A 22,387-nucleotide genomic window follows, 5' to 3' on the forward strand; every position below is an offset into this window, starting at 1 on the left:
GCCGGGCGCGCTCGCTATGGTGCGCCCGTGGGCCGTATCAGACAGATCACAGCCGTCCTGGGCCGACTCGGCGAAGGCGGTGTCCCGGACGCGCGCGATCACCTGGCGGCCTTGGTCGAGTCCCAGGCCGCCGAGCTGGACCGGCTGCGCGGCAGGCTTACCGAGGTCGAGGAAGAACGCGACGCCCAACGCCGCCTGATCGCCGACCTCACCGCCCGGGTCGACGCGCTGGAGCCCGCCCGCGAGCACATGACCCGCTGGCTGGAAGACCACAACCGGGGCCTGAGCGACCTGGTGTCCGCCCAACACGGCCTGGAAGAGGGTCTAGCGGCCGTGCGCACCGCTGCCGAGCACGCGGAAAACTGGCTTACCGGCCACTCGACAGCGTTGGACGGCCTGCACGTGCGCACCGATGAGCTGGAACGCGCCGAGGCCGTCCGGGTCTTCACCGAGTGGCTGGACCAAGCCGAACTGGCCGCCGCTCCCCGGATCTCGGTAGTGCTGCCCACCCACAACCGCGCCGCGCTGCTCCCCAAGGCCGTCGAGTCCGTGCGCGCCCAGCGCTACCCGAACTGGGAACTGGTCATCGTCGACGACGCCAGCACCGACGACACCCCCGAAGTCATCGCCGCCCTGACCGACCCGCGCATCCGGTCCGTGCGCACCGAACACGGCCGCGCCTGCGCCGCCCGCAACACGGGCCTGGCCGAGGCGACCGGCGAGATCATCGCTTACCTCGATGACGACAACACCATGCATCCCCTGTGGCTCAAGGCGGTCGCCTGGGCCTTCGCGAAGAACCCCGAGGTGAACACGGCCTACGGCGGTTTCGTCATCGACGCCACAGACCGCGCCGACCGGGTGGGCCTGCCCCTGCTGGTGCTCACCCCGTACAGCCGCGAACGCCTGCTGGAGGAAAACCTGGCCGACATGGGCGCACTGGCCCACCGGGCGGACCACCCAGCCGCCCACTTCGACGAGTCCCTACGCCAGATGGGCGACTGGGACCTGCTGCTGTCCCTCACCGCCGACCGAGACCCCCTGGTGATCCCGGCGGTCGCCTGCTACTACTCGACCGGCGCGTCGAACCGCCTGTCCCAGGGCCCGCACTACCAGGTCGACTCAGCGGCGATTCGCGCCAAGCACACCCCTTCGCCCTAGCGCCGAGCCCGCCAGCGTCCTCAGTGAAGTCGCGTTCGGGGCGCCTGCCCCAGCCGTACCCTTCCGGCCATGGCGACCACCGAACTACCGCCGAACCTGCGCGGTGACGTCGTGACCCTGTGGGCCTATCACGACATGGGCCATCAGCTCCGCCGCTGCGACGTCGGCATCGGTCTGGGCTCCCATGACCTCGGGGTCGCTATCCACACCGCCGGTCTCTACCACCAGGGCCTGCTCGACAGGATCGTGTTCACCGGCGCCAACGCGCCCACCACCATCGAACGGTTCCCGCACGGCGAAGCCGTGCACTACCGCGACCACGTCATCAGCCTGGGCGTGCCCGCCGAGGCGATCCTGATCGAGACCGAAGCAACCAACACCAGCCAGAATCTCACCAACACCCGCCAAGTCCTCGCCGACGCGGGCATCCACCCGGCCTCGGTCATGCTGATCTCCCGGCCCTACCAGCAGCGCCGGGCCTACGCGACCTGCCGCAAGGTCTGGCCGGACGTCGAGGCTGTCTGCTCGTCACAACCGCTGCCGCTCGATGACTACGTCGCCTCGATCGGCGACGTCGACCGCGTCGTCACCATGCTCGTCGGCGACACCCAACGCATCACCGAGTACGCCCGCCTCGGCTTCGCCATCGAACAGGACGTGCCCGAGCCCGTCCACGCCGCCTACCAGCGCCTCGTCGACGCGGGATTCACCAGCCGCCTGATCTAGCTGCCCACCCCGGAGTCGGAGACGGTCTTCCCCGCGTGCGCGGGGAAGACAACAGGGCTTGTGGACCGATCGGTCGATGCCCGCCCGGTGGCAGTAGGCGTCAGTGCGCGGGGTTGGCGGCGGGTTCGACCAGTTCCACCAAGACACCGCCCGCGTCCTTGGGGTGGACGAAGTTGACGCGGCTGTTGGCGGTGCCGCGCTTGGGCTTGTCGTAGAGCAGGCGCAGGCCGTTGGCGCGCAGGGCGGCGGCGGTGGCTTCGATGTCGGCCACCCGGTAGGCCAGTTGCTGGAGGCCGGGGCCGTTGCGGCCGATGAACTTGGCGATGGTGGACTGCTCGTTCAGGGGGGCCAGCAGCTGCACCGCTGTCCCAGAGCCGTCGTCGCCGGGGGCGCGGAGCATGGCTTCGCGGACGCCCTGTTCCTCGTTGGTCTCCTCGTGCGCCGACACCAGGCCGAAGTTGTCGCGGTAGAAGGCGATGGCCTCGTCGAGGTCCGGCACGGCGATGCCGACATGATCGATCGCGACGACGTGGGTCTTCAGGACATCGTTCATACGCGGAGACGATACGCCGAACTTACCCGGCGGTAACTAATTGCTGTGCGGCTACTCACACAGCGACCTTTCGCAGCCCTTAATCGCGGGTATGGTCCGAAGCCAACGCACGTTCGCACCCCATTGGAGACCGTCGTGTCCGGTTCCGTCATCGTCGCGGGGGCCCGCACCCCCATCGGTCGTCTTCTCGGTTCGCTCAAGGACTTCACCGGCGCGCAGCTTGGTGGAGTCGCCATCAAGGCGGCGCTGGAGCGCGCGGGCGTGGCGCCCGAGCAGGTCCAGTACACGATCATGGGTCAGGTGCTCACCGCTGGCGCGGGGCAGATCCCGGCCCGGCAGGCCGCGGTCGCCGCGGGCATCCCGATGGACGTTCCTGCGCTGACCATCAACAAGGTCTGTCTGTCCGGCCTCGACGCGATCGCGCTGGCCGACCAGCTCATCCGCGCTGGCGAGTTCGACATCGTGGTCGCCGGTGGCCAGGAGTCGATGACCCAGGCCCCGCACCTGCTGCCGAAGTCCCGCTCCGGCTTCAAGTACGGCGACGTGACCCTGCAGGACCACATGGCCTACGACGGCCTGTTCTGCGCCTTCGACCAGGTCGCCATGGGCTCGTCTACCGAGAAGTACAACACCCGCTACGGCCTGACCCGCGCGGAGCAGGACGCCTTCTCCGCCGCGTCGCACCAGAAGGCCGCCAAGGCCATCGCCGAGGGCCGCTTCGCCGACGAGATCGCGCCGGTGAGCATCCCGCAGCGCAAGGGCGACCCGGTCGTGTTCGACACCGACGAGGGCGTGCGCGGCGAGACCACCGCGGAGAGCCTGGGCAAGCTGCGCCCGGCGTTCGCCAGCGACGGCACCATCACCGCGGGCTCGGCCTCGCAGATCTCCGACGGCGCCGCCGCGGTGGTCGTGATGAGCAAGGCCAAGGCCGAGGAGCTGGGCCTGTCCTGGATCGCCGAGATCGGCGCGCACGGCGTCGTCGCTGGCCCGGACGCGAGCCTGCACGAGCAGCCGTCCAACGCGATCAAGGCCGCGCTGGCGAAGCAGAAGCTGGCCGCCTCCGACCTCGACCTGATCGAGATCAACGAGGCGTTCGCCGCGGTCGGCGTCGTCTCCACCAAGCAGCTTGGCGTCAGCGAGGACATCGTCAACGTCAACGGCGGCGCGATCGCGCTGGGCCACCCGATCGGCGCGTCCGGCGCCCGGCTGGTCGTGCACCTGGCCTACGAGCTCAAGCGGCGCGGCGGCGGCGTCGGCGCCGCCGCCCTGTGCGGCGGCGGCGGCCAGGGCGACGCGCTGATCATCAGCGTGCCCAAGGCCTGAGCTTGGCCCGCAAAGTCGAGGTAGCTGACCTGGTCGACCGCGCGCGGGAGCGTCAGCCGCGCGCGGTCGCCAGGCTCATCTCCCTGGTTGAGGACGCCAGCCCGCAGCTGCGTGAGGTGGCGGCGGCGCTGGCGCCGTTCACCGGGCGCGCGCAGGTCGTGGGTCTTACCGGCTCTCCTGGCGTCGGTAAGTCGACTACCACCTCCGCGTTGGTCGCGGCTTACCGCGCCCAAGGCAAGCGGGTGGGTGTGCTCGCGGTAGACCCGTCGTCGCCGTTTTCCGGTGGCGCGTTGCTGGGTGACCGGGTGCGGATGCAGGACCACGCCACCGACCCGGACGTGTTCATCCGGTCCATGGCGACCCGGGGTCATCTCGGCGGCATGGCCTGGGCGACCCCGCAGGCGCTGCGCGTGCTCGACGCGGCCGGGTTCGACGTGGTGCTGATCGAGACCGTCGGCGTCGGACAGTCCGAAGTGGACGTGGTGGCGCTGGCGGACACCACACTGGTGCTGCTCGCGCCGGGCATGGGCGACGGCATCCAGGCCGCCAAGGCGGGCATCCTGGAGATCGCCGACGTGTTCGTGGTGAACAAGGCCGACCGCGACGGCGCGGACACCACGGCCCGCGAACTCAAGTACATGATCTCGCTGGGCCGCCGGGAGATCCGGGGCGCGAGTTGGCGGCAGCCGATCGTCAAGACGGTCGCCGCGCGCGGCGAGGGCGTCGGCGAGGTGGTCGAGGCCATCGACGCGCACCGGGCCTGGACCGCGGACCACGGCGAGTTCGAGCACCGGCGCGCGCTGCGGGCGCGCACCGAGATCGAGGCCATCGCCGTGGAGACGCTGCGGTCCCGGCTGGGCGACCTGCACGGCGGCGACGCGCTCGACCGGCTCGCCAAGCGGGTCATGGCGGGCGACCTGGACCCCTACGCGGCGGCGGACAGCCTCATCGAGGGCGTTCAGCGGGACTGAGCGGCCCCCGACCCCCGGGTGAGCCCGCTCACGCTCCACACTGGAGCCATGTTCGACACGCCTGCGGGCCGCTTTCGCGCCGTCGCCATCGCCGAGGCCGCTTCCTGGCTCGGCTTGCTCGTCGGGATGTTCTTCAAGTACGTGACCGAGACCGGGGAACTCGGGGTCAAGATCTTCGGCCCGATCCACGGTGCCATCTTCATCGCCTACGTGGTCGTCACCGCGTTCTCCGCCCGCCAGCTCGGCTGGAACCGGCGGGCGGTGGTGTGGGCGTTCGTGTGCGGCGTGCCGCCGCTGGCCACGCTGATCTTCGAGCGCTGGGCCCTGCGCACCGGCAAGCTTGACCCGGTGGCCGTGCGCCGCCGCTCCCTGGTCACCCTGTCCTGACTGGTCACCCTGTCCTGACGACGCGCTGTCTCGGCCAGCGGCTCAGCCGCTCGGCCGAGACAGAGCGGAGCGGTCCCGGAACGCTCGACCCGCTCAGTCCTGGAAGTCGCCCGCCGACTTCCGCACCTTCGCCAGCAAGTCGGTGAGCTGCGCGGTCTGGCGCTCGGTCAGGCCGCTCAGCCCGAAGTCGACAGCCGTCACGGCCTCCGTGGCGCGTTCGCGGCGTTCGCGGCCCGCTTCGGTGATCTCGGCCAGGGTGGTGCGCCGGTCGGTCGGGTGCGGGGTGCGTTTGACCAGGCCGTCCGCTTCCAGGCGGTCGACGATGTTGGTGACGCTCGTCGGATGAAGCTGTAAGCGCTCGCCCATCACCCGCATCGGCAGGCTTCCCCGCTTGGAGAAAGTCAGCAGCACCAACGCCTCATACCGGGCGAAGGTAAGCCCGTGCGGCTTGAGCGCGGCGTCCACAGCGGACTGAAGTATCTGTTGCACCCGCATGACACTGGTGACGGCGGCCATGGTCGAGGAGTCGCCGATGCGCTCCTGCCACAGCTCCGCCGCCTTGGCGATCGGATCGAACGGCAACGAGCGCGGCCTCATGCCTTGGAAGCTACCAGTGGGTTCTGCGCGTGAACCGCTCACCTTCCTGGCTGACTGCCCCCGTCGGCCTGCTCGAACTCCGCGCGCACGCCCAGCAGCCGCACGGGCCTGCCCAGCTCGAAGCGGTCCAGCGCGGTCAGCGCCGCCGTCTCGATCTCGTCGGCCGAGCGGGTCGGTTCGGCCAGGGTGAGGCTGCGGCCGCGGGTCAGGAACGGCGCGAACCGGGCCTTCACCCCGACCCGGACCACCGGCCTGCCGTCAGCGGTGATGTCCTCGGCGACCTGGCGGGCCAGGCGCGACACCGTCTCGCGAAGAACGGCCAGGTCAGTGATGTTTTCCTGGAACGTGGTCTCCCGGCTATGCGAACGCGGGATATACGGGGTGCCGACCACCTCGGTCGAGCCCGCGCCGAGGGCGAGCGTGCGGTACCAGGGGCCCATCGTGGGGCCCAGCCGCGCGGCCAGCGCGTCCGGGTCCGCGCGGGCGAGTTCGCCCACCGTGGCGAAGCCGAGGTCGGCCAGCTTTCGGGCGGTCTTGGCCCCGATGCCCCATAGTGCGTCGGTGGGCCGGTCGGCCATCACAGCCTCCCAGTTGTCCTTGGTGAGCCGGAACACGCCCGCCGGTTTCGCGAATCCGGTGGCGAGCTTGGCACGCAACTTGTTGTCGCCTATCCCCACCGACGCGGTTAACCGGGTCCGTTCGGTCACCGCTGTCTGGATCTCGGCGGCCAGCGCCTCCGGGTCGTCGGTCCGCACGCCCAGGAACGCCTCGTCCCAGCCCAGCACCTCCACCACCGCGTCGGACTCGCGCAGCACCGCCATCACCTCGGCGGAGGCCGCGTTGTAGGCGTCCGGGTCGCTGGGCAGGAACACCGCGTCAGGACAGCGTTTGAGCGCCAGGCGCAGCGGAATGCCCGACCGGACGCCGAACTCGCGCGCCTCGTAGGAAGCGGTGGCGACGACCTCGCGCCGGGCCGGGTCGCCGGTGCCGCCCACGACCACCGGCAGGCCGCGCAGGTCCGGCCGCCGCAGCACCTCGACCGCGGCGATGAACTGGTCGAGATCCACGTGCAGGACCCAGGCCGTGCCAGCCATCTCGATAGTGTGCGCGCACCGCCCCGATCGGACAGGAGTGACCATGCTCGTCGCGTTCAGTGTCAGCCCGCTCGGCGGGGAGTCGGAGAACGTCGGCGCCGCCGTCGCCGAGGCCGTCCGCGTCGTGCGCGAATCCGGCCTGCCCAACGAGACCACGGCCATGTTCACCACCGTCGAAGGCGAGTGGGACGAGGTGATGGCCGTGGTGAAACGCGCCACCGAGGTCTTGCTCGCCAAGTACCCGAGGGTCAGTCTCGTGCTCAAGGCCGACATCCGCCCCGGGCACACCGGCCAGCTCACCGCCAAGGTGGACCGGGTCGAGCGCTATCTGGCCGACTAGTCTTCCCACTCCCACCTCACCAGGAGCGCTGACCGTGGACCCCCGTTCGCTCTGGCAGTGTTACGAGCCCTACCACGCCGTCACCTACTTCACCCCCGAGTCGGTCGCCGAGACCGACGCGCTGGGCTGCCATGGCCGCTGGATGGGGTACTTCGGGATGCGCGCCGCCCCGCTCGGCGCCGCGCCCGCGTGGCTGGTGACCAGCGTGTTCTACAACTTCCACCCCTCCAGGGTCGAGCGCGCACTGCCCGAGGCGTGGACCGTCGCGTCGCCGGAAGAGTTCCTGGCCGCCCGGCTGCGCGGGGTCGACGGCGCGCTGCGCAGGCTGGTCGGCGGCGAGACCGTGACCGGCCCCGAGATCGCCGAGGCCGCTGAACTGGCCAGGGCCGCCGCGGGCTGGGCGCCGACCGCTGGCCGCCCGCTCGGCGCGGCGAACGCGGCGCTGGACCTGCCAGACGAGCCGCACCTGGCGCTGTGGCAGGCGGTCACCACCCTGCGCGAGTCCCGGGGCGACGGGCACGTGGCCGCGCTGGTCACCGCCGGGCTCGACCCGGTCGAGACCCTGGTCGCCTTCGGCGCGGACAACGGCCTCGCCCCGGACTACCTGCGCACGGCCCGCGCCGTCCCCGAGGACGAGTGGGCCGCCGCCGAGCGGCGCCTCGCCGAGCGCGGCATCCTCGACGAGCCCGGCGTGCTCACCGGCGAGGGCCGTGAGCTGCGCGAGTCCGTCGAAGCGCTGACCGACGAGGCGGCCGCCGCGCCCTGGCTGGAACTCGGCGACCAGGGCACGGCCCGGTTCGTGGAGCTGATGGCGCCGCTGTCGCTGCGGATCACCAGGGAGAACGACCGGATGCGCGTCAACCCGATGGCCCTGCGCCCCCAGGAGCACCTGGCGCGGCTGGCGGGCGAACCTGTCGGCTGACCGGTAGGCCGGACGGCGCTCAAGCACTCATGCCAGGATGAGAAGGTGACCAGGCCAGATCCACGCCAGACCGCCGCACTGTCGGCCGCCCTGTCCCGGGCCGTAGACCTCTCCGCGCTCAAGGCGCGGGCGGACGCCGCGAAAAAGACGTCCCCCGCGGCCGGACCCACCGCCAACGCCAATGCCGCCGCGCACGTTGTCGATGTCACCGAGGCGACTTTCCAACCGGAGGTTGTCGAACGCTCCCTGCAAGTCCCTGTCGTCGTCGCGCTGACCGCGAGCTGGTCCGCCCAGGCCCAGCAGCTAGTCGCCATGCTGGAACGCCTCGCCGCCGAAGGCCGAGGCGCCTGGCTGCTGGCGAAGGTCGACGTCGAGACCAGCCCGCGCATCGCCCAGCTCTTCGGCGCGCAGGCCGTCCCGATGGTCATCGCGGTCGCGGGCGGCCAGCCGGTCGAGGCGTTCGGCGACGTGCCGCCGGAGCCGCAGGTCCAGCAGTGGATCAGCGGCCTGCTCGACGCCCTGCGCGACCGGCTGCCAGGAATCCGGGCCGCGGAGAGCGCCGCGCCTGCCGAGGCCGCTGCTCCCGAGCCGGAGGATGAGCGGTTCGCGGCGGCTGAGGCCGCGTTCGAGCGCGGTGACTACACCGCCGCTGAGACCGCTTATGAGGGCATTCTGGCTGGTGAGCCGGGTAATGCCGAAGCCAAAGCCGCGCTTGCCCAGGTCCGGTTCCTGGCTCGGGCCGAGGGAACCGACCCTTCGGTGATCGTCCGGGCGGACATCTCCCCGGATGATGTGGACGCGCAGCTTGCGGCCGCTGACCTGGAGTTGGCTGGGCAGCAGGCTGAGCAGGCGTTCGCGCGGTTGATCGCCGCTGTCCGGCGCAGCAGTGGAGCTGAGCGGGACAAGGCGCGGACGCATTTGGTGTCACTGTTCGAGCTGTTCGCGCCTGACGACCCTCGGGTCGCGAAGGCTCGGCGGGAGCTTGCCAGCGCGTTGTTCTGAGGTTTGCTGAGGCCGCCCTGGGACGGTTGTCCTGGGGCGGCTTCGCTTGGCTTCTGCGGGGGTTGGCTGTGTGGGTTTGCTCGATGGGGTGGAGTGGTTTCCTTGGGGCCCCTACGAAGGAAGATCCCGTCGTGGGAAAGACGGGTGGGGAGCCTTCGGCCCCACGACCACGGCGAGTTTAGGGATCTTCCTTCACCCCCGAAGAAACCACTCCACCCCATCGAGCACTCGGCGAGCGTAGGTGCGGCCTGGCAGGTGCTCGGGTTTTGCTTTTCCATGCTCCACCCATAAAGCACTGGACAGGTAGGCGCGGTCTGGGCAGGTTGGGGCAGGCCTGGTGAGCGTGGGTGGGGTGGTTCGCTACAGGACGAGATGGTCACCGGTGTCGGTGGTCGAAGCAGGCGATAGTCGTGCCGAAGGCGGTGGCTTCGAGGGCAGTCAGCGTGCCGAGGTGGTGGGCTCGGCACGCTGACTGGTTGGGTGGCTAGCTTTAGCTGAAATGGCTGGTGCAGCCTTTGCCGCCCTCGAAGTAGCCGATGCGGAAGGCTTCTACGCGGGCGAAGCCTGAGGGGACCTGTTTGCCGTTGATGTCCGCGGCTATCAGGCTGTTGTCCTGCAGGAGTTCCGCGACCGCCTCGTCCAGGTCGCCTACGGCCAGGCGCAGGGTCTCTTCGTTCGCGGCCGCGCGGTCGTTTTCGGCGAACTTTGCCCAGGCGCCGGTCAGGCAGGCGGTTCGCAGGCCTGCTTTGTCGCCTTCGAGGGGGGCGTTGAGGGACTTCTGGATCGCCAGGGAGTAGCGGGAGGCGATTTCGGCGAAGGCGGCGAAGTCGCCGATGCCCGCGCCGTCGACACCGGGTTCCTGGCCGCGCTTGGGGGCGGTGGCGATCTTCTGCATCTCGTCCCGGTCGACGGCGACCACGTGCTGGTCAGCGCAGAAGGAGACAGGGGGTGTGGAATTGCCGGACGCGCAGCCCGCGCCGTTGTAGGAGATTTTGGGCTGCTGTGCCTTGGCGTCCCGGAAGGCGGCGTTGAGGCTCTTTCCGAGGAGGTCTCGGATCCTGGAGTCGGTGAACTTCACGTCGCCGTTCTTGGAGTTCTCCATCTCCTCCTCTTCGCGCTCCTTCTCCACGATCCGGCTGTTGATCTCGTCGGGGGTCATCCGCGCGCAGCGGGTCGGGCCCTCGGAGAAACCGGCCTGGAAGGCGAAGACCCGGTCGAAGGCCAGGCCGTGCGCGCCCTGCTTGCTGGCCGAGAGACCAGCGGGGTCGCGGATGAAGAACATGGTCGCCAGGACGTGGTTGAGGCCCTTGCCGGTGTTGATGTCGAAGTGCTTCGACTTGCCCTCGGCCACCCAGCGGAAGAAGCCGCCGGTGTAGCAGTCGGCTTGCTGCTCCTTGACGATCGTCGGCGTGGCCTGGCTGATGTTGCTCTTGGCGCCGAGCCGGAACTGCACGGCGTGGCCCATCTCGTGGGCGAGGACCGCCACCACCGACATCGGGCCGAACTGCTTGTTCAGCATCGGCAGCAGCACACCCCGGTCCCAGGCGATGCTGTCGTCCGCGCCGCAGTAGAAGGCGTTGACCAGGTCGGCGGTGCTCTGGCCGCACAGCGTGATCGCCTTGCCGCCGGAGTCGTAGGACGCCAGCCGCTTGATCGGCTCGAACTCCTGGCCGTCGAAGTCGGCGGGCATCCGCTCGCCCCAGTACTCGTAGATGTCGGCCAGGGCGTTGATCGCCAGCCGGTCCATCTCGCCGTTGTCGGCGTTCTCCACCGTGAGGGTCGCGTCGGGCACGCCCTGCTTCGGGCCGCTCGGGCCGTCGTTGTTGACCGGAATGCCCGCCGCCGTGCCCGCGTCGATGTCGCCGACCCCGCGCGCCCGGCCCTCGACCGGCTGCCCGGCGCAGCCGCCGACCTGCCCGATCAGCGCCCCCGCCGCCACCAGGGTCGCCGCGACCCGCATCCGCGCACCCAGAAACCGCACTTGACCCCACCACTTCATGTCCGTTTTGACCTGGGTGCACAGTACTGTGAGCTACCGACCGCCGTACCGGGATCTCGTTTATCCGGTGATTCCGCACTTACCGCCACCCTGGGTGAACCCCCGGCGGAACGCGGTGACCCGGTCGAAGCCCGCCCCGATCGACTGGCCCTTGGCGTCGCGGGCGGCGTAGTCGTAGTCCAAGAGGACCTGCACCGCCTCATCGAGGTCACCGGGGGACAGGAAGCGCTGCCGGGCGACGAACAGCGAGCCGGTGAACGCGCCAGACAGACATACCACCGACTTCCGCGCGTCCTCACCGTCGAGCGGTTTACCCGCCGCGGACAGCGCTGCCAAGGCGTAGCGGCTCGCCATCAGGGTCGCGGTGGCGTAGTCGCCGATGTCGGTGTGGATCGCCGGAAGCTCCTTGCCGGTGTCCAGTTCGACCACGCGGCCGTCCGGGCAGAAGGCCACCGGGCCCTGCTCTGCCCCGGTGCAGTCGGGGGCGTCGGCGACCGCGCGCACGGTCGGCTCGGCCCACTGCTTGCCCGCGCTGCCCAGCAGACCCGAGAAGTACGTGTTCAGGCCCGGGGTGATCGACTCGACCATCTGGTCGAACCGCAGGTTGCCGCCGCGAGCCTGGTCACCGGCGTCGATGAACCCGCTCAAGGTGAACGTCCGGTTCTCCACCGTCATCCCCGCGCACAGCTCGACGCCCTGCTCGTAGCCGTCCTGGAACGCCGAGACCCGGTCGAACGCGTCGCCGTGCGCGCCCCGGTCGGTCTGCTCGGTGCCGATCGGGTCGCGGAAGCTGATCAGCGACTCCAGGGCAGAGTCCAGCCGCTCCTTGGCGATGTCGAGGTGCTCGGCCTTGCCGTCGGCGACCCAGCGCACGAACGAGCCCGCGTAGCAGTCGGCCATCGCCTCGATGAGGATCGTGGGGAACCGCCCCGGGTTCGCCTTGCGGTCCGACAGGCCCGCCCCGGTGCGGTTCTGCACGGCGTGGCCCATCTCGTGCGCCAACACCAGCATCACCGCGGCCTCGCCGAACCGGTCGCGCAGCACCGGCAGCAGCGCGGCCCGGTCCCAGGCGATGACGTCGGCCGTGGGGCAGTAGAACGCGTTGCCCTCGACCTCCACGGACGACTCGGCGCACGGCGGCGCCTCGCTCTCGGCGTCCGCGGTGTCGACCGAGTGGTAGCCGCCGTGCAGGTCGTCGAACCGCTTGCCGAACGCCGCAGGGAACCGCTCGCCCCAGAACACCCGCAGGTCCGTGATCACGGTGGCGGCGAGCCGGTCGATCTCCCCGTCGTCGGTGTTCTCCACGAACGACGGGTCGACCCCGCCCTGGGCGTCCGGGTCGTCGTGGGAGACCACCGAGCCCTGGCTGGTCGGCTGGCCCGGAATCGCGGTCGTGCAGGCGACCACGGACACGGCCACCGCGAGCGCCGCCACGACCCGGACCGCGGCTGACCGGACTGGCGCTGACCGGACTGCGGCAGGCTGGACAAGAGCCGACTGGACTGGCGCTGACGGCACCTCGGCTAACCGAGCCGCGGTTAACCGGGCTAAGCGGACCGCGGTTAACCGGGCGGCTGCCGACCGGGCGGCGGTGCGGGGGCGGATTCGGGGACGCACCCGCTCAGTGTGCCCCAGCACGTCGCCGTCCGGGCTTGATCGTCCATCTCAGGAGCTCTCGGGCACCAGCCACACCACGCCCTGCGGCGGGAGTTGCAGCACCACGGACGCCTGCCTGCCGTGCCAGGGCGTGGGTTCGGCGTCGACGCCGCCGAAGTTGCCCACCCCCGAGCCGCCGTAGACCCGCGCGTCGGTGTTGAGGATTTCCCGCCAGCGGCCGGTGTGCGGCAGCCCGACGCGGTAATCGCGGTGCGGGGTGCCGGAGAAGTTCGCCACGCACAGCAGCTCGGTGTCCCCGCCGAGGCGCAGGAAGCTCAGCACGTTGTTCGCCCAGTCGTTCCCGTCGATCCAGGAGAAGCCCTCGGGACGCGTGTCGTCGGTGTAGAGCGCGGGCTGGTTACGGTAGACCGCGTTCAGGTCAGCCACCAGTGCCTGGATGCCCCGGTGCAGCTCGTACTGGGTCAGGTCCCAGTCCAGCGACCGCGACTCCGACCACTCCTGCGTCTGCCCGAACTCGCCGCCCATGAACAGCAGCTGCTTGCCGGGGTGCGCCCACATGAACGCCAGCAGGGCGCGCAGCCCGGCCGCCTTGTTCCAGTCGTCGCCGGGCATCCGCGACCACAGCGAGCCCTTGCCGTGCACCACCTCGTCGTGCGACAGCGGCAGCACGAAGTTCTCGCTCCACGCGTACACCAGCGAGAAGGTGACCTCGTTGTGGTGGTAAGAGCGGTGCACGGGGTCGTGGCCGAGGTAGTTGAGCGTGTCGTGCATCCAGCCCATGTTCCACTTGAAACCGAACCCGAGCCCGCCCAGGTGTGTCGGGCGGGTGACGCCAGGCCAGGCCGTGGACTCCTCGGCGATCATCACGACGCCGGGGTGGTGCTTGTAGACGGTCGCGTTCAGCTCCTGCAGGAACCGCACGGCGTCGAGGTTTTCCCGGCCGCCGTGGACGTTGGGCAGCCACTCGCCTTCCTTGCGCGAGTAGTCCAGATAGAGCATCGAGGCCACCGCGTCGACCCGCAGGCCGTCGACGTGGAACTCCTCGATCCAGTACAGCGCGTTGGCGACGAGGAAGTTGCGCACCTCGGTGCGGCCGAAGTCGAACACCAGCGTGCCCCAGTCGGGCTGCTCGCCCCGGCGCGGGTCGCCGTGCTCGTAGAGCGGGCTGCCGTCGAAGCGGGCCAGCGCCCACGAGTCGCGCGGGAAGTGCGCGGGCACCCAGTCCACCAGCACGCCGATGCCGCGCTGGTGCAGGACGTCCACGAACTGGCGGAACTCGTCGGGCGTGCCGAACCGCGCGGTGGGCGCGTAATAAGAGGTGACCTGGTAACCCCAAGATCCGCCGAATGGGTGCTCGGCGACGGGCAGCAGCTCCACGTGGGTGAAGTTGTGCTCCACCAGGTAATCGCCAAGCTGCTCGGCGAGCTCCCGGTAGCCCAGGCCCTGCCGCCATGAGCCGAGGTGGACCTCGTAGACGCTCATCGGCGCCGAACTCCACTGGGTCGCGTCCCGCCGCAGCAGCCACTCGGCGTCGTTCCAGACGTGGTCCGATGTGGACACCACGGACGCGGTCGCTGGCGGCACCTCGGTGGCGAACGCCATCGGGTCGGCCTTCTCGTGCCAGCTGCCATCCGCGCCGTGGATGCGGAACTTGTACCGGGTGCCCGGCGGCACGCCCGGCAGGAACAGCTCCCAGACCCCGGACGAGCCAAGCGAGCGCATCGGGTTGGCCCGGCCGTCCCAGCCGTCGAAGTCCCCGCACACCCGCACGCCGCGCGCGGTCGGCGCCCACACCGCGAACGAGGTGCCCTCCACGACGCCCAGGGGGGTGTCGTAGGCGCGCACGTGCGCGCCGAGCACCTCCCACAGCCGCTCGTGGCGGCCCTCGCCGAACAGGTGCAGGTCGAGTTCGCCGAGCGTGGGCAGCCAGCGGTACGGGTCGTCGACGAGCTCGGGGCCCGCGCCGTAGTCGACCTCCAGCAGGTACTCGTTGGGCGCCTCGGCCAGCGTGACCTCGTAGACGCCGTCGGCGATCGGGCTCATCTCGTGGCGCTGCCCGCCGACGAGGACGGCGACGGACTTGGCGTTGGGCCGCAGCGCGCGGACCACCGCCCCGCCCGGCTTCGCCGGGTCCGGGTGGACCCCGAGCAGGGAATGGGGATCGTGGTGCGCGCCAGCGAGCAGGCGCTCGATCTCGTCAACCAAAAGGATCAACCTTGGGATATGTAGGACTGGAGTTGGTCACGGTCGGTTTCGAGCTGGCTGATGCGGCTCTTGACGACGTCGCCGATGCTGACGATGCCTGCCAGCTCCCCGTCGGCCACCACGGGCATGTGCCGGATCCGGCGCTCGGTCATCGTGGCCGCCAGGCTGTCCACGCTGTCGTCGGGTCCGCAGGTGACGACCGAGGTCGTCATGATGTCGGAAACAGGGACGGCGAGCAGGTCCGCGCCCCGCTCGGCGAGCCTGCGCACAATGTCGCGTTCGGACACGATGCCGACCACTTCGCCGCCGTCGGCGACCACCAGGGCGCCGACGTTGTGCCGGGCCAGCTCGGCGAGCAGGTCGGTCACGGTCGAGTCGGGGCCCACGGTGGCGACTTCGGCTCCCTTGCCACGCAACACATCCGCGATCCGCATGCTGGACACCCCGATCCTGACCATGGCGTCACCCGGTAAGCGGGTCTTGCCGATCAGGTTAACCACGTTTGTGACTACCCGGAACTCATGCTGCCTAAAAGTCGCAACGCCGATTCGGGCCATGGCTCAGCCCGCCCGCCGGATCGCGGCGAGCGGGATGCCCACCCAGTCCGGCCGGTTGCGGTGCTCGTAGGCGACCTCGTAGACGGCCTTGTCCAGCTCGAAAGCCCGCAACAGCACCGTTTGCGCGCGCGGATCGCCCACGCCGACGGCGGCGTACCCGGCGCAGAACGCCGAGCGGTTGCGGTCCGCCCATTCCGCCGCCCGGGTCAACCGCTGGTGATCCGCTTGGGTGTCGGCATCGTCGCCCGCGAGCAGGTGCAGCGCGGCGTAGTCGAACGAGCGCAGCATCCCCGCCACGTCCCGCAGCGGCGAGCGCATGAGCAGCCGCTCGTCCGGCCGGGACGCGGGCTCGCCCTCGAAGTCGATCAGCACCCAGCCGGTCGTGGTGCGCAGCACCTGCCCGAGGTGCAGGTCGCCGTGCACGTGCTGCACCTCGACCCCCTCAGCCAGCCCGCGCACCGCGTCGAACGCCGCGCGCAGCATCGGCTCGTGCTCGGCCAGCGCGGGCACCTCGGCCAGCACGGCGTCGAGCCTGCCGTGCATCTGGTCCACCGCGCCGCCGATCCGGTCCGCGCCGACCGTCTCCGCGCCCAGTTGCGCGGCCAGGTCGGCGTGCACCTGCGCCACCGCCGTGCCCAGCCTGCCCGCCTCGGCCGCGAAGTCGCCGCCGACCTCGCCCGCGTGCAGGTCGCCCTCGGCCAGCAGGTCGCGGACGCTGGCCGTTGCCATCGCCCAGCCCTCCACGGCGTCGGCGAAATAGCGCTGGGCGAAGCCGAGCACGGCCCCCTCGCCCCCGTCTTCGACCACGGCCACCGGCTCGGCCACCTGCTTGCTGCCCGCCCGGAACAGCGCCCGGTGCAGCTCCACGTCCCGGTTCTTCCCCGGGACCGGCCTGCGGAACAGCTTGAAGATGTAGTGGTAGCCGAACACCACCGAGGTGTTGCTCTGCTCCACCCCGACCGGCCGGGCCCGCAGCCCGGTCACCACCTCCACGCCGGGCTCGCGCTCCCAGCGCAGCCCGCCCTCGTCCGAGCCGTGCGCGAGCAGGTCGAGCAGGACCGCCATCAGCTCGGGGTCTTGCGTGGCCTCATAGGCGAACGACTCGCCGAGCTTGCCGATGAACGACGCGTGCAACTGGTCGGTCAGCTCGTCGCGGACGCCGATCAGCAGCTGGTACCGCTCGCCGTCGTCCACTTCGATCACAGCGTGCAGCAGCGCCGGGTCGCCGCCGGAGAGCAGCGTCGCTCTCTCGACGCGGACACTGGAAAGCTCCCGCCCCTTCGCCGCGAACCAGCGCTGCGCGGGCAGCCAGGCGCGCAGGTCGTCCGTCAGGGACGCCACGGCATGTAGGGGCCGGGTGCTCACAGGGGTTCGCCCTCCTCAAGGTGCGCGGTGATCTGGAACCAGTAGAAACCGTGTCCGGGCAGGGTCAGCAGGTACGGCAGCTCGCCGATCGCCGGGAAGCGCACCCCGCCGGTCAGCTCGACCGGGACGCAGCCGTCGTGATCGGACAGGTGCAGCTCCACCGGCTGCGGGAACCGGGACAGGTTGTTCACGCACAGGACCACGTCGTCGCCGTGTCTGCGCAGGTAGGCCAGCACGCTCGGGTTCGACGAGCCCAGCTCGGTGAAGTCGCCGAGGCCGAACGCCTGGTGCTCGGAGCGGACCTGCAGCATCCGGCGGGTCCAGTGCAGCAGCGACGAGGTGTTGTTCATCTGGGACTCGACGTTGACCGCCTGGAAGCCGTACACCGGGTCGGCGATCGCGGGCAGGTACAGCCTGCCCGGGTCGCAGCGGGAGAAGCCCGCGTTGCGGTCGGGCGACCACTGCATCGGCGTGCGGACCGCGTCCCGGTCGCCCAGCCAGATGTTGTCGCCCATGCCGATCTCGTCGCCGTAGTACAGGACAGGGGAACCGGGCAGGCTCAACAGCAACGCGGTAAACAGCTCTTGCTGGTTGCGGTCGTTATCGATAAGAGGCGCCAACCGGCGGCGGATACCGATGTTGGCCTTCATCCGCGGGTCCTTGGCGTACTCCGCGTACATGTAGTCGCGCTCCTCGTCGGTGACCATCTCCAGGGTCAACTCGTCGTGGTTGCGCAGGAAGATGCCCCACTGGGCGCCCGAGGGGATCGACGGCGTCTGCGCCAGGATCTCCGAGATCGGGAACCGTGACTCCCGGCGCGCGGCCATGAAGATCCGCGGCATCAGCGGGAAGTGGAAGGCCATGTGGCACTCGTCGCCGCCGATGCTGGGATCGCCGAAATACTGCACCACGTCGGCGGGCCATTGGTTCGCCTCGGCCAGCAGCACCCGGCCCGGGTACTCGTCGTCCACGACCTTGCGGCAGCGCTTGAGGAACTCGTGCGTGCGGGGCAGGTTCTCGCAGTTGGTCCCCTCCTCCTCGAACAGGTACGGCACCGCGTCCAACCGGAACCCGTCGATGCCGATGTCCAGCCAGAACCGCAGGACGTCGAGCATCGCCTCCTGGACCTCGGGGTTCTCGTAGTTCAGGTCCGGCTGGTGGGAGAAGAACCGGTGCCAGTAGAACTGTCCGCGCACCGGGTCGTAGGTCCAGTTCGACGTCTCGGTGTCCACGAAGATGATCCGCGCGTCCGGATAGCGGTCATCGGTGTCGGACCACACGTAGTAGTCGCCGTAGGGACCGTCCGGGTGCTGGCGCGACTCCTGGAACCACGGGTGCGCGTCGGAAGTGTGATTGAGGACCAAGTCCGTGATCACCCGAATGCCGCGTTTGTGCGCTTGGTCCAAGAGGTAACTGAAGTCGTCGACTGTCCCGAACTCGGGCAGCACTGCCCGGAAGTCGGAGATGTCGTACCCGCCGTCGCGCAGCGGGGAGGCGTAGAACGGCGGTAGCCACAGGCAGTCGACGCCGAGCCACTGTAGATAGTCGAGCTTGTCGGCCAGCCCGCGCAGGTCGCCGGTGCCGTTGCCGTCGGAGTCGTTGAACGCGCGGACAAGCACCTCGTAGAAGACCGCGTTCTTGTACCACTGCGGATCGGGCGGGGCCGACCGCGCGTGGTTGAAGTCCTCGGCTTGGGGCTCGGTCAGGTGACCGTCAGCGGTCACCGCCTCGCCGGTGTGTGGGATGCCCGCTAGACCCAGAGCCGCGTCGGGCGCGGTGGAGTCCTGAACCGTCATGCTTGTCGCCCTGTCACCGTCGTCGTTGTCGGTTGGCAATGCGTACCACGCGGGTAGCGGCGCACGCACAGCCAAACTCTGTCGGACCTCCCGGGCCTCCCCTCTGTCGCGAACCGGTCCTGCGGGGATCAGCGCGGGAGCAGTCCGACGTCCACCACGTCCATCACCCGGCGGGCGGCATCGGCGGCGTCCGAGGGCGTCACCTGATCGTCTACCACCATTGAGGCCAAACCATGCATCAGGCAGCGCATGGTGAGCATGACGTCACCCGGATTTCGCACAGTGATCACACCAGCGAGGTTCGCGCGCTCCAGCGCCGCCGCGAAGATCGCTTTCAGTCGCGCCTCGGCGGTCGGGGTCGGCCCCGTCGGAACGGCGGCGCCGAACATCAGTCGATAGAGGTGCGGCTCGGCGACGGCGAACTCCAGATAGGACGTTCCGATCGCGCGCAGCGCCGCCAGCGGGTCGATATCCCCCGGCGGGGTGATGGCCGCGGCGAGGTCGGCGAAGCCCTGCTCGGCGACCGCGGCGAGCAGGGCTTCCCGGTCGGCGAAGTGACGGTAGGGGGCGGCGGGGGAGACGTCGGCGCGGGCGGCGACCCCGCGCAGGGTCAGCTTCGCCACGCCGGTCTCGCCTAGCAGGTCGCGAGCGGCGATGATCAGGACGCGGCGGAGATCGCCGTGGTGGTACGGCTTGGCAGTCGATGTTGACACTGTTAACATCCCCTATGTGAACAGCGTCAACATTACTCGGACGGCGGGCTGGATCGCCATCGTGGGCGGCTTCGCGCACCTGGTGGTCTCCGCGATCGCCCGCTCGCAGGTCTGGTCGGACATCGCGGGCGGCGGCGTGTGGAACACGGTCACCCTGGACCCCGGCGCGGCGCGGCTGGCCGCGGCCGAGGCGTTCTGGCTGACCCCGGGCAGCTTCGCCATGCCGCTGCTGCTGTTCGGCGCGTACGTGCTGTGGTCGGCCCGGCAGGGGCACCGGGTGCCAGCGGCGTTCGGCTGGGCGATCCTGGTGTGGGGCGCGATCGCCGTCGTGCTGCTGCCCGTCTCACCCGGGTGGCTGATCCCGCTCGTCGGCGGCCTGCTCGTGGCCGGTGACCGGTCCAGGGTCACCGCCTGACCGGGCTCACCGTCGGATGTGGACGATGTGGGCCACCGACTGCCACGGTTCGAGGCGCACGTAGTTGGCCGTGCCCCACTGCCAGCTCTGCCCGGACACCTCGTCGTGCGCGGTGTGCGCGGTGTGCGCGGTGTTCGGGTCGAGGCCGAGGGCGGGCAGGTCCAGCCACAGCGTGCCGTCCTGGGCGTTGTGCGGGTCGAGGGTGATCACGCAGACCACGGTGTCGCCGGTCGCCGGGTCGGTCTTGGAGTAGGCGATCAGGGCTTCGTTGTCGATGTGGTGGAAGCGCAGGGTGCGCAGCTGCTGCAGGGCGGGGTGGGCGCGCCGGATCGCGTTGAGCCGGGTGAGCCACGGCTGCAGCGACCGGCCCTCGGCGAGCGCCTTGGCGTAGTCGCGGGGCCGGAGCTGGTACTTCTCGGAGTCGAGGTACTCCTCGCTGCCCTCGCGGACGGCTTGGCCCTCGAACAGCTCGTAGCCGGAGTACACGCCCCAGGTCGGCGACATCGTCGCGGCCAGCGCCGCCCGGATCGCGAACATCCCCGGCCCCCCGCGCTGCAGCGACTCGTGCAGGATGTCGGGGGTGTTGACGAACAGGTTGGGCCGCGCCTCGTCGGCGTGCTCGACGAGTTCGACGCCGAACTCGGTCAGCTCGTGCTTCGAGGTCCGCCAGGTGAAGTAGGTGTAGGACTGGGTGAACCCGAGCTTGGCCAGCCCGTAGAGCCGCGCGGGCCGGGTGAACGCCTCGGACAGGAACAGCACGTCGGGGGCGACGGCCTTCACCTGGCGGATCAGCCACGCCCAGAAGTCCGGCGGCTTGGTGTGCGGGTTGTCCACTCGGAACACCCGAACCCCGTGGTCGACCCACACCAAGAGCACGCGCAGCACCTCGGCGTAGAGGGCCTCTGGGTCGTTGTCGAAGTTGATCGGGTAAATATCCTGGTACTTCTTAGGCGGGTTCTCCGCGTACGCGATAGTCCCGTCCGGGCGGGTGGTGAACCACTCCTGGTGCTTGATCACCCACGGGTGGTCGGGCGCGCACTGCAACGCGAAGTCGAGCGCGACCTCCAGGTCGAGTTCGCGGGCGCGGGCGACGAAGGCGTCGAAGTCCTCAAAGGTCCCCAACTCGGGGTGGATGGCGTCATGGCCGCCGTCGGACGACCCGATCGCCCAGGTGGACCCGACGTCGCCGGGCTGCGACTCGACGCTGTTGTTCGGGCCTTTCCGGTTGACCGACCCAATGGGATGAATGGGGGGCAGGTAGACGATGTCGAACCCCATCGCCGCGACCCGCTCCAGTTCCTTGGCCGCCGTCCGGAAGTTCCCGTGCACCGGCCTCCCCTCGGCGTCCACCCCACCGGTCGAACGCGGAAAGAACTCATACCAAGACCCGTAGAGCGCGGCCTTGCGATCAACCCAAAGCTGGTAAGTCTTCCCCCGTGTGATCAACTCCCGCACCGGGTGCGTCGTCATCACCCGCTGCACCGGCTCCGACAGCGCCTCCGCGATCCGCACGGACAGCGGAAAGGTCGGGTCGCGCAACGCCCGCGCCGCGGACAGCAGCAGCTTCCGATCCCCACTGCGGTCGGGCCGCCGCCCCACCCGCTCCAACAGCCGGGCCCCGACTTCGAGATCGTTGCCCAATTCGTCGGCGCTCTGCCCAGCCCCAGCCTTGACCTCGACGGTGTGCCGCCACGTGGACCACGGATCACTCCAGGCGTCCACCCGAAACGTCCAAAGCCCTTCCCCGTCGGGCACGATCTCCGCGACCCACCGGTCGCTATCCACCCCATCGACCCGCATCCGCGTCCGCCGAGCCTTGGCGTCCCCCGGCCCCCGCCAGGTAACGGTGGCCGCGACCGCGTCATGCCCTTCCCGCCACACGGTGGCACGGACGGGAATGTGTTCCCCCACAACGGCTTTCCCCGGATACCGACCGCAAGACACGATCGGGGAGACGTCATCGATGCCCAGCCGACCGCTCACCGGTCAGGCTCCTTCCCGTCGCAACTGCTTGTCCCCAGTCTGCCTTGCCAAGGCCAGTCCTACACAACGACCTCCACCTAACGCCAGCCACCGCGCCGCCCAACGGTGATTGGTCATCTATCGGTCATACCCAGTCCGCCGCACCCAGAACCCTTGCCACACCACCCACTCGATCAACAACCCCCGCCTCGCGCCTCGCCACTTCTGCGTCCCCGTCTCTTCGCACCCGGCGTCCGCAGCCCGCACTTTCGCCCGGCTTGGCACCTTCGCTCGACGACCCGCGCTTTCGGTCCGTGCCCCACGCCTTCGGCCGGGGGCCCCGCGCTTTGGTCCCGCGCCCTCGCCTCGGCCTCGCCGCTCGCCAGCTCGATCCGTGGTCATGAGTTTTCACCCCATGCCTCGACGCTTTCGCTCTGTGATCCGGCACTTCCTCCCGCCCTCTTTGCTACACCCCCCGCTATCTGCGCCTCCGCGCCTCCGCGCCTCGGCTTCGCACCCTCGACCCGGCTCAGACTCCCGAACTCTTTGTCCCGTGGCCCGGCGTCATCGCCTCATACTCCAGAATTCGCTCCCGCGCTCCCGCGCTCCCGCGCTCCCGCGCTCCCGCGCTCCCGCGCTCCCGCGCTCCCGCGCTCCCGCGCTCCCGCGCTCCCGCGCTCCC

Annotated in this window: 20 protein-coding genes; 9 read left to right on the forward strand and 11 right to left on the reverse strand. The window is 70.0% G+C overall.

Annotated features, from left to right (window positions below; translation table 11 throughout):
• The first annotated feature begins 27 nt into the window (after positions 1-27).
• Both BLS56_RS08390 and BLS56_RS08395 read left to right on the forward strand, forming a co-directional pair.
• The gene (locus tag BLS56_RS08390) at positions 28-1,161 is read left to right on the forward strand and encodes a glycosyltransferase family 2 protein (protein ID WP_228771481.1); all 1,134 of its coding nucleotides are present in this window, start codon (positions 28-30) and stop codon (positions 1,159-1,161) included.
• 69 nt (positions 1,162-1,230) lie between these two features.
• On the forward strand, positions 1,231-1,887 hold the full coding sequence (locus BLS56_RS08395; protein ID WP_091449404.1) for a YdcF family protein: 657 nt from the start codon (positions 1,231-1,233) through the stop codon (positions 1,885-1,887).
• A 100-nt stretch (positions 1,888-1,987) separates the two neighbouring features.
• Here BLS56_RS08395 and mce read toward each other — a convergent pair whose 3' ends face one another.
• A complete protein-coding gene (gene mce / locus BLS56_RS08400) occupies positions 1,988-2,440 on the reverse strand; it encodes a methylmalonyl-CoA epimerase (protein WP_091449405.1) in 453 nt (150 codons plus the stop codon).
• 135 nt (positions 2,441-2,575) lie between these two features.
• Between mce and BLS56_RS08405 the strand changes: the two genes are divergently transcribed.
• Genes BLS56_RS08405 through BLS56_RS08415 form a run of 3 tightly spaced genes read left to right on the forward strand, consistent with a single transcriptional unit; the run spans position 2,576 to position 5,121 of the window.
• Positions 2,576-3,763, forward strand: coding sequence for an acetyl-CoA C-acetyltransferase (locus BLS56_RS08405; RefSeq protein ID WP_091449665.1), 1,188 nt, complete (start codon positions 2,576-2,578; stop codon positions 3,761-3,763).
• Between the two features lie 2 nt (positions 3,764-3,765).
• Complete coding sequence (gene meaB, locus BLS56_RS08410; RefSeq protein ID WP_091449406.1) at positions 3,766-4,734, forward strand: methylmalonyl Co-A mutase-associated GTPase MeaB; 969 nt, start codon at positions 3,766-3,768, stop codon at positions 4,732-4,734.
• A 48-nt stretch (positions 4,735-4,782) separates the two neighbouring features.
• Positions 4,783-5,121 carry a DUF3817 domain-containing protein gene (locus BLS56_RS08415; protein WP_091449407.1) on the forward strand — a complete coding sequence of 113 codons (339 nt, stop codon included), beginning with the start codon at positions 4,783-4,785 and terminating at the stop codon, positions 5,119-5,121.
• 93 nt (positions 5,122-5,214) lie between these two features.
• Here the strand turns inward: BLS56_RS08415 and BLS56_RS08420 are convergent, their stop codons facing one another.
• Both BLS56_RS08420 and BLS56_RS08425 read right to left on the reverse strand, forming a co-directional pair.
• Positions 5,215-5,718, reverse strand: a complete 504-nt coding sequence (locus BLS56_RS08420; protein WP_091449408.1) for a MarR family winged helix-turn-helix transcriptional regulator — start codon at positions 5,716-5,718, stop codon at positions 5,215-5,217.
• Between the two features lie 38 nt (positions 5,719-5,756).
• Positions 5,757-6,812 (reverse strand): DNA polymerase IV, encoded by a 1,056-nt coding sequence (locus BLS56_RS08425; protein WP_091449409.1) that lies wholly within the window; start codon positions 6,810-6,812, stop codon positions 5,757-5,759.
• Positions 6,813-6,855: 43 nt separating this feature from the next.
• Between BLS56_RS08425 and BLS56_RS08430 the strand changes: the two genes are divergently transcribed.
• Genes BLS56_RS08430 through BLS56_RS08440 form a run of 3 tightly spaced genes read left to right on the forward strand, consistent with a single transcriptional unit; the run spans position 6,856 to position 9,076 of the window.
• A complete protein-coding gene (locus BLS56_RS08430) occupies positions 6,856-7,152 on the forward strand; it encodes an MTH1187 family thiamine-binding protein (RefSeq protein WP_091449410.1) in 297 nt (98 codons plus the stop codon).
• A 34-nt stretch (positions 7,153-7,186) separates the two neighbouring features.
• The gene (locus BLS56_RS08435; RefSeq protein WP_091449411.1) at positions 7,187-8,074 is read left to right on the forward strand and encodes an SCO6745 family protein; all 888 of its coding nucleotides are present in this window, start codon (positions 7,187-7,189) and stop codon (positions 8,072-8,074) included.
• Positions 8,075-8,119: 45 nt separating this feature from the next.
• Positions 8,120-9,076 (forward strand): tetratricopeptide repeat protein, encoded by a 957-nt coding sequence (locus BLS56_RS08440; protein WP_175482739.1) that lies wholly within the window; start codon positions 8,120-8,122, stop codon positions 9,074-9,076.
• Between the two features lie 490 nt (positions 9,077-9,566).
• On the opposite strand, the gene BLS56_RS08445 is transcribed toward BLS56_RS08440, so the two are convergent.
• From BLS56_RS08445 to BLS56_RS08475, 7 genes are all read right to left on the reverse strand, one after another.
• Positions 9,567-11,057 (reverse strand): neutral zinc metallopeptidase, encoded by a 1,491-nt coding sequence (locus tag BLS56_RS08445; protein WP_228771482.1) that lies wholly within the window; start codon positions 11,055-11,057, stop codon positions 9,567-9,569.
• Between the two features lie 78 nt (positions 11,058-11,135).
• Positions 11,136-12,509: a neutral zinc metallopeptidase gene (locus BLS56_RS08450; protein ID WP_228771483.1), complete on the reverse strand. Its 1,374-nt coding sequence runs from the start codon at positions 12,507-12,509 to the stop codon at positions 11,136-11,138.
• A gap of 231 nt (positions 12,510-12,740) precedes the next feature.
• Positions 12,741-14,897, reverse strand: a complete 2,157-nt coding sequence (glgB, locus tag BLS56_RS08455) for a 1,4-alpha-glucan branching protein GlgB (protein ID WP_175482753.1) — start codon at positions 14,895-14,897, stop codon at positions 12,741-12,743.
• A gap of 5 nt (positions 14,898-14,902) precedes the next feature.
• The gene (locus BLS56_RS08460; protein WP_091449667.1) at positions 14,903-15,331 is read right to left on the reverse strand and encodes a CBS domain-containing protein; all 429 of its coding nucleotides are present in this window, start codon (positions 15,329-15,331) and stop codon (positions 14,903-14,905) included.
• Between the two features lie 126 nt (positions 15,332-15,457).
• Positions 15,458-16,819: a maltokinase N-terminal cap-like domain-containing protein gene (locus BLS56_RS08465; RefSeq protein ID WP_091449415.1), complete on the reverse strand. Its 1,362-nt coding sequence runs from the start codon at positions 16,817-16,819 to the stop codon at positions 15,458-15,460.
• Positions 16,816-18,615 (reverse strand): maltose alpha-D-glucosyltransferase, encoded by a 1,800-nt coding sequence (gene treS / locus BLS56_RS08470; protein WP_091449416.1) that lies wholly within the window; start codon positions 18,613-18,615, stop codon positions 16,816-16,818. The genes BLS56_RS08465 and treS overlap by 4 nt, the downstream gene beginning before the upstream one ends.
• Positions 18,616-18,743: 128 nt before the next feature.
• Positions 18,744-19,328, reverse strand: a complete 585-nt coding sequence (locus tag BLS56_RS08475; protein WP_175482740.1) for a TetR/AcrR family transcriptional regulator — start codon at positions 19,326-19,328, stop codon at positions 18,744-18,746.
• Between the two features lie 16 nt (positions 19,329-19,344).
• On the opposite strand from BLS56_RS08475, the gene BLS56_RS08480 reads away from it, so the two are divergent.
• Entirely contained in the window at positions 19,345-19,743 is a 399-nt protein-coding gene (locus tag BLS56_RS08480) for a DUF6463 family protein (RefSeq protein WP_091449418.1), read from the forward strand.
• 6 nt (positions 19,744-19,749) lie between these two features.
• Here the strand turns inward: BLS56_RS08480 and BLS56_RS08485 are convergent, their stop codons facing one another.
• Positions 19,750-21,726, reverse strand: coding sequence for an alpha-1,4-glucan--maltose-1-phosphate maltosyltransferase (locus BLS56_RS08485; RefSeq protein WP_091449419.1), 1,977 nt, complete (start codon positions 21,724-21,726; stop codon positions 19,750-19,752).
• Positions 21,727-22,387: the final 661 nt, after the last annotated feature.

The organism is Actinokineospora iranica (assembly GCF_900101685.1).
Lineage (GTDB): Bacteria > Actinomycetota > Actinomycetes > Mycobacteriales > Pseudonocardiaceae > Actinokineospora > Actinokineospora iranica.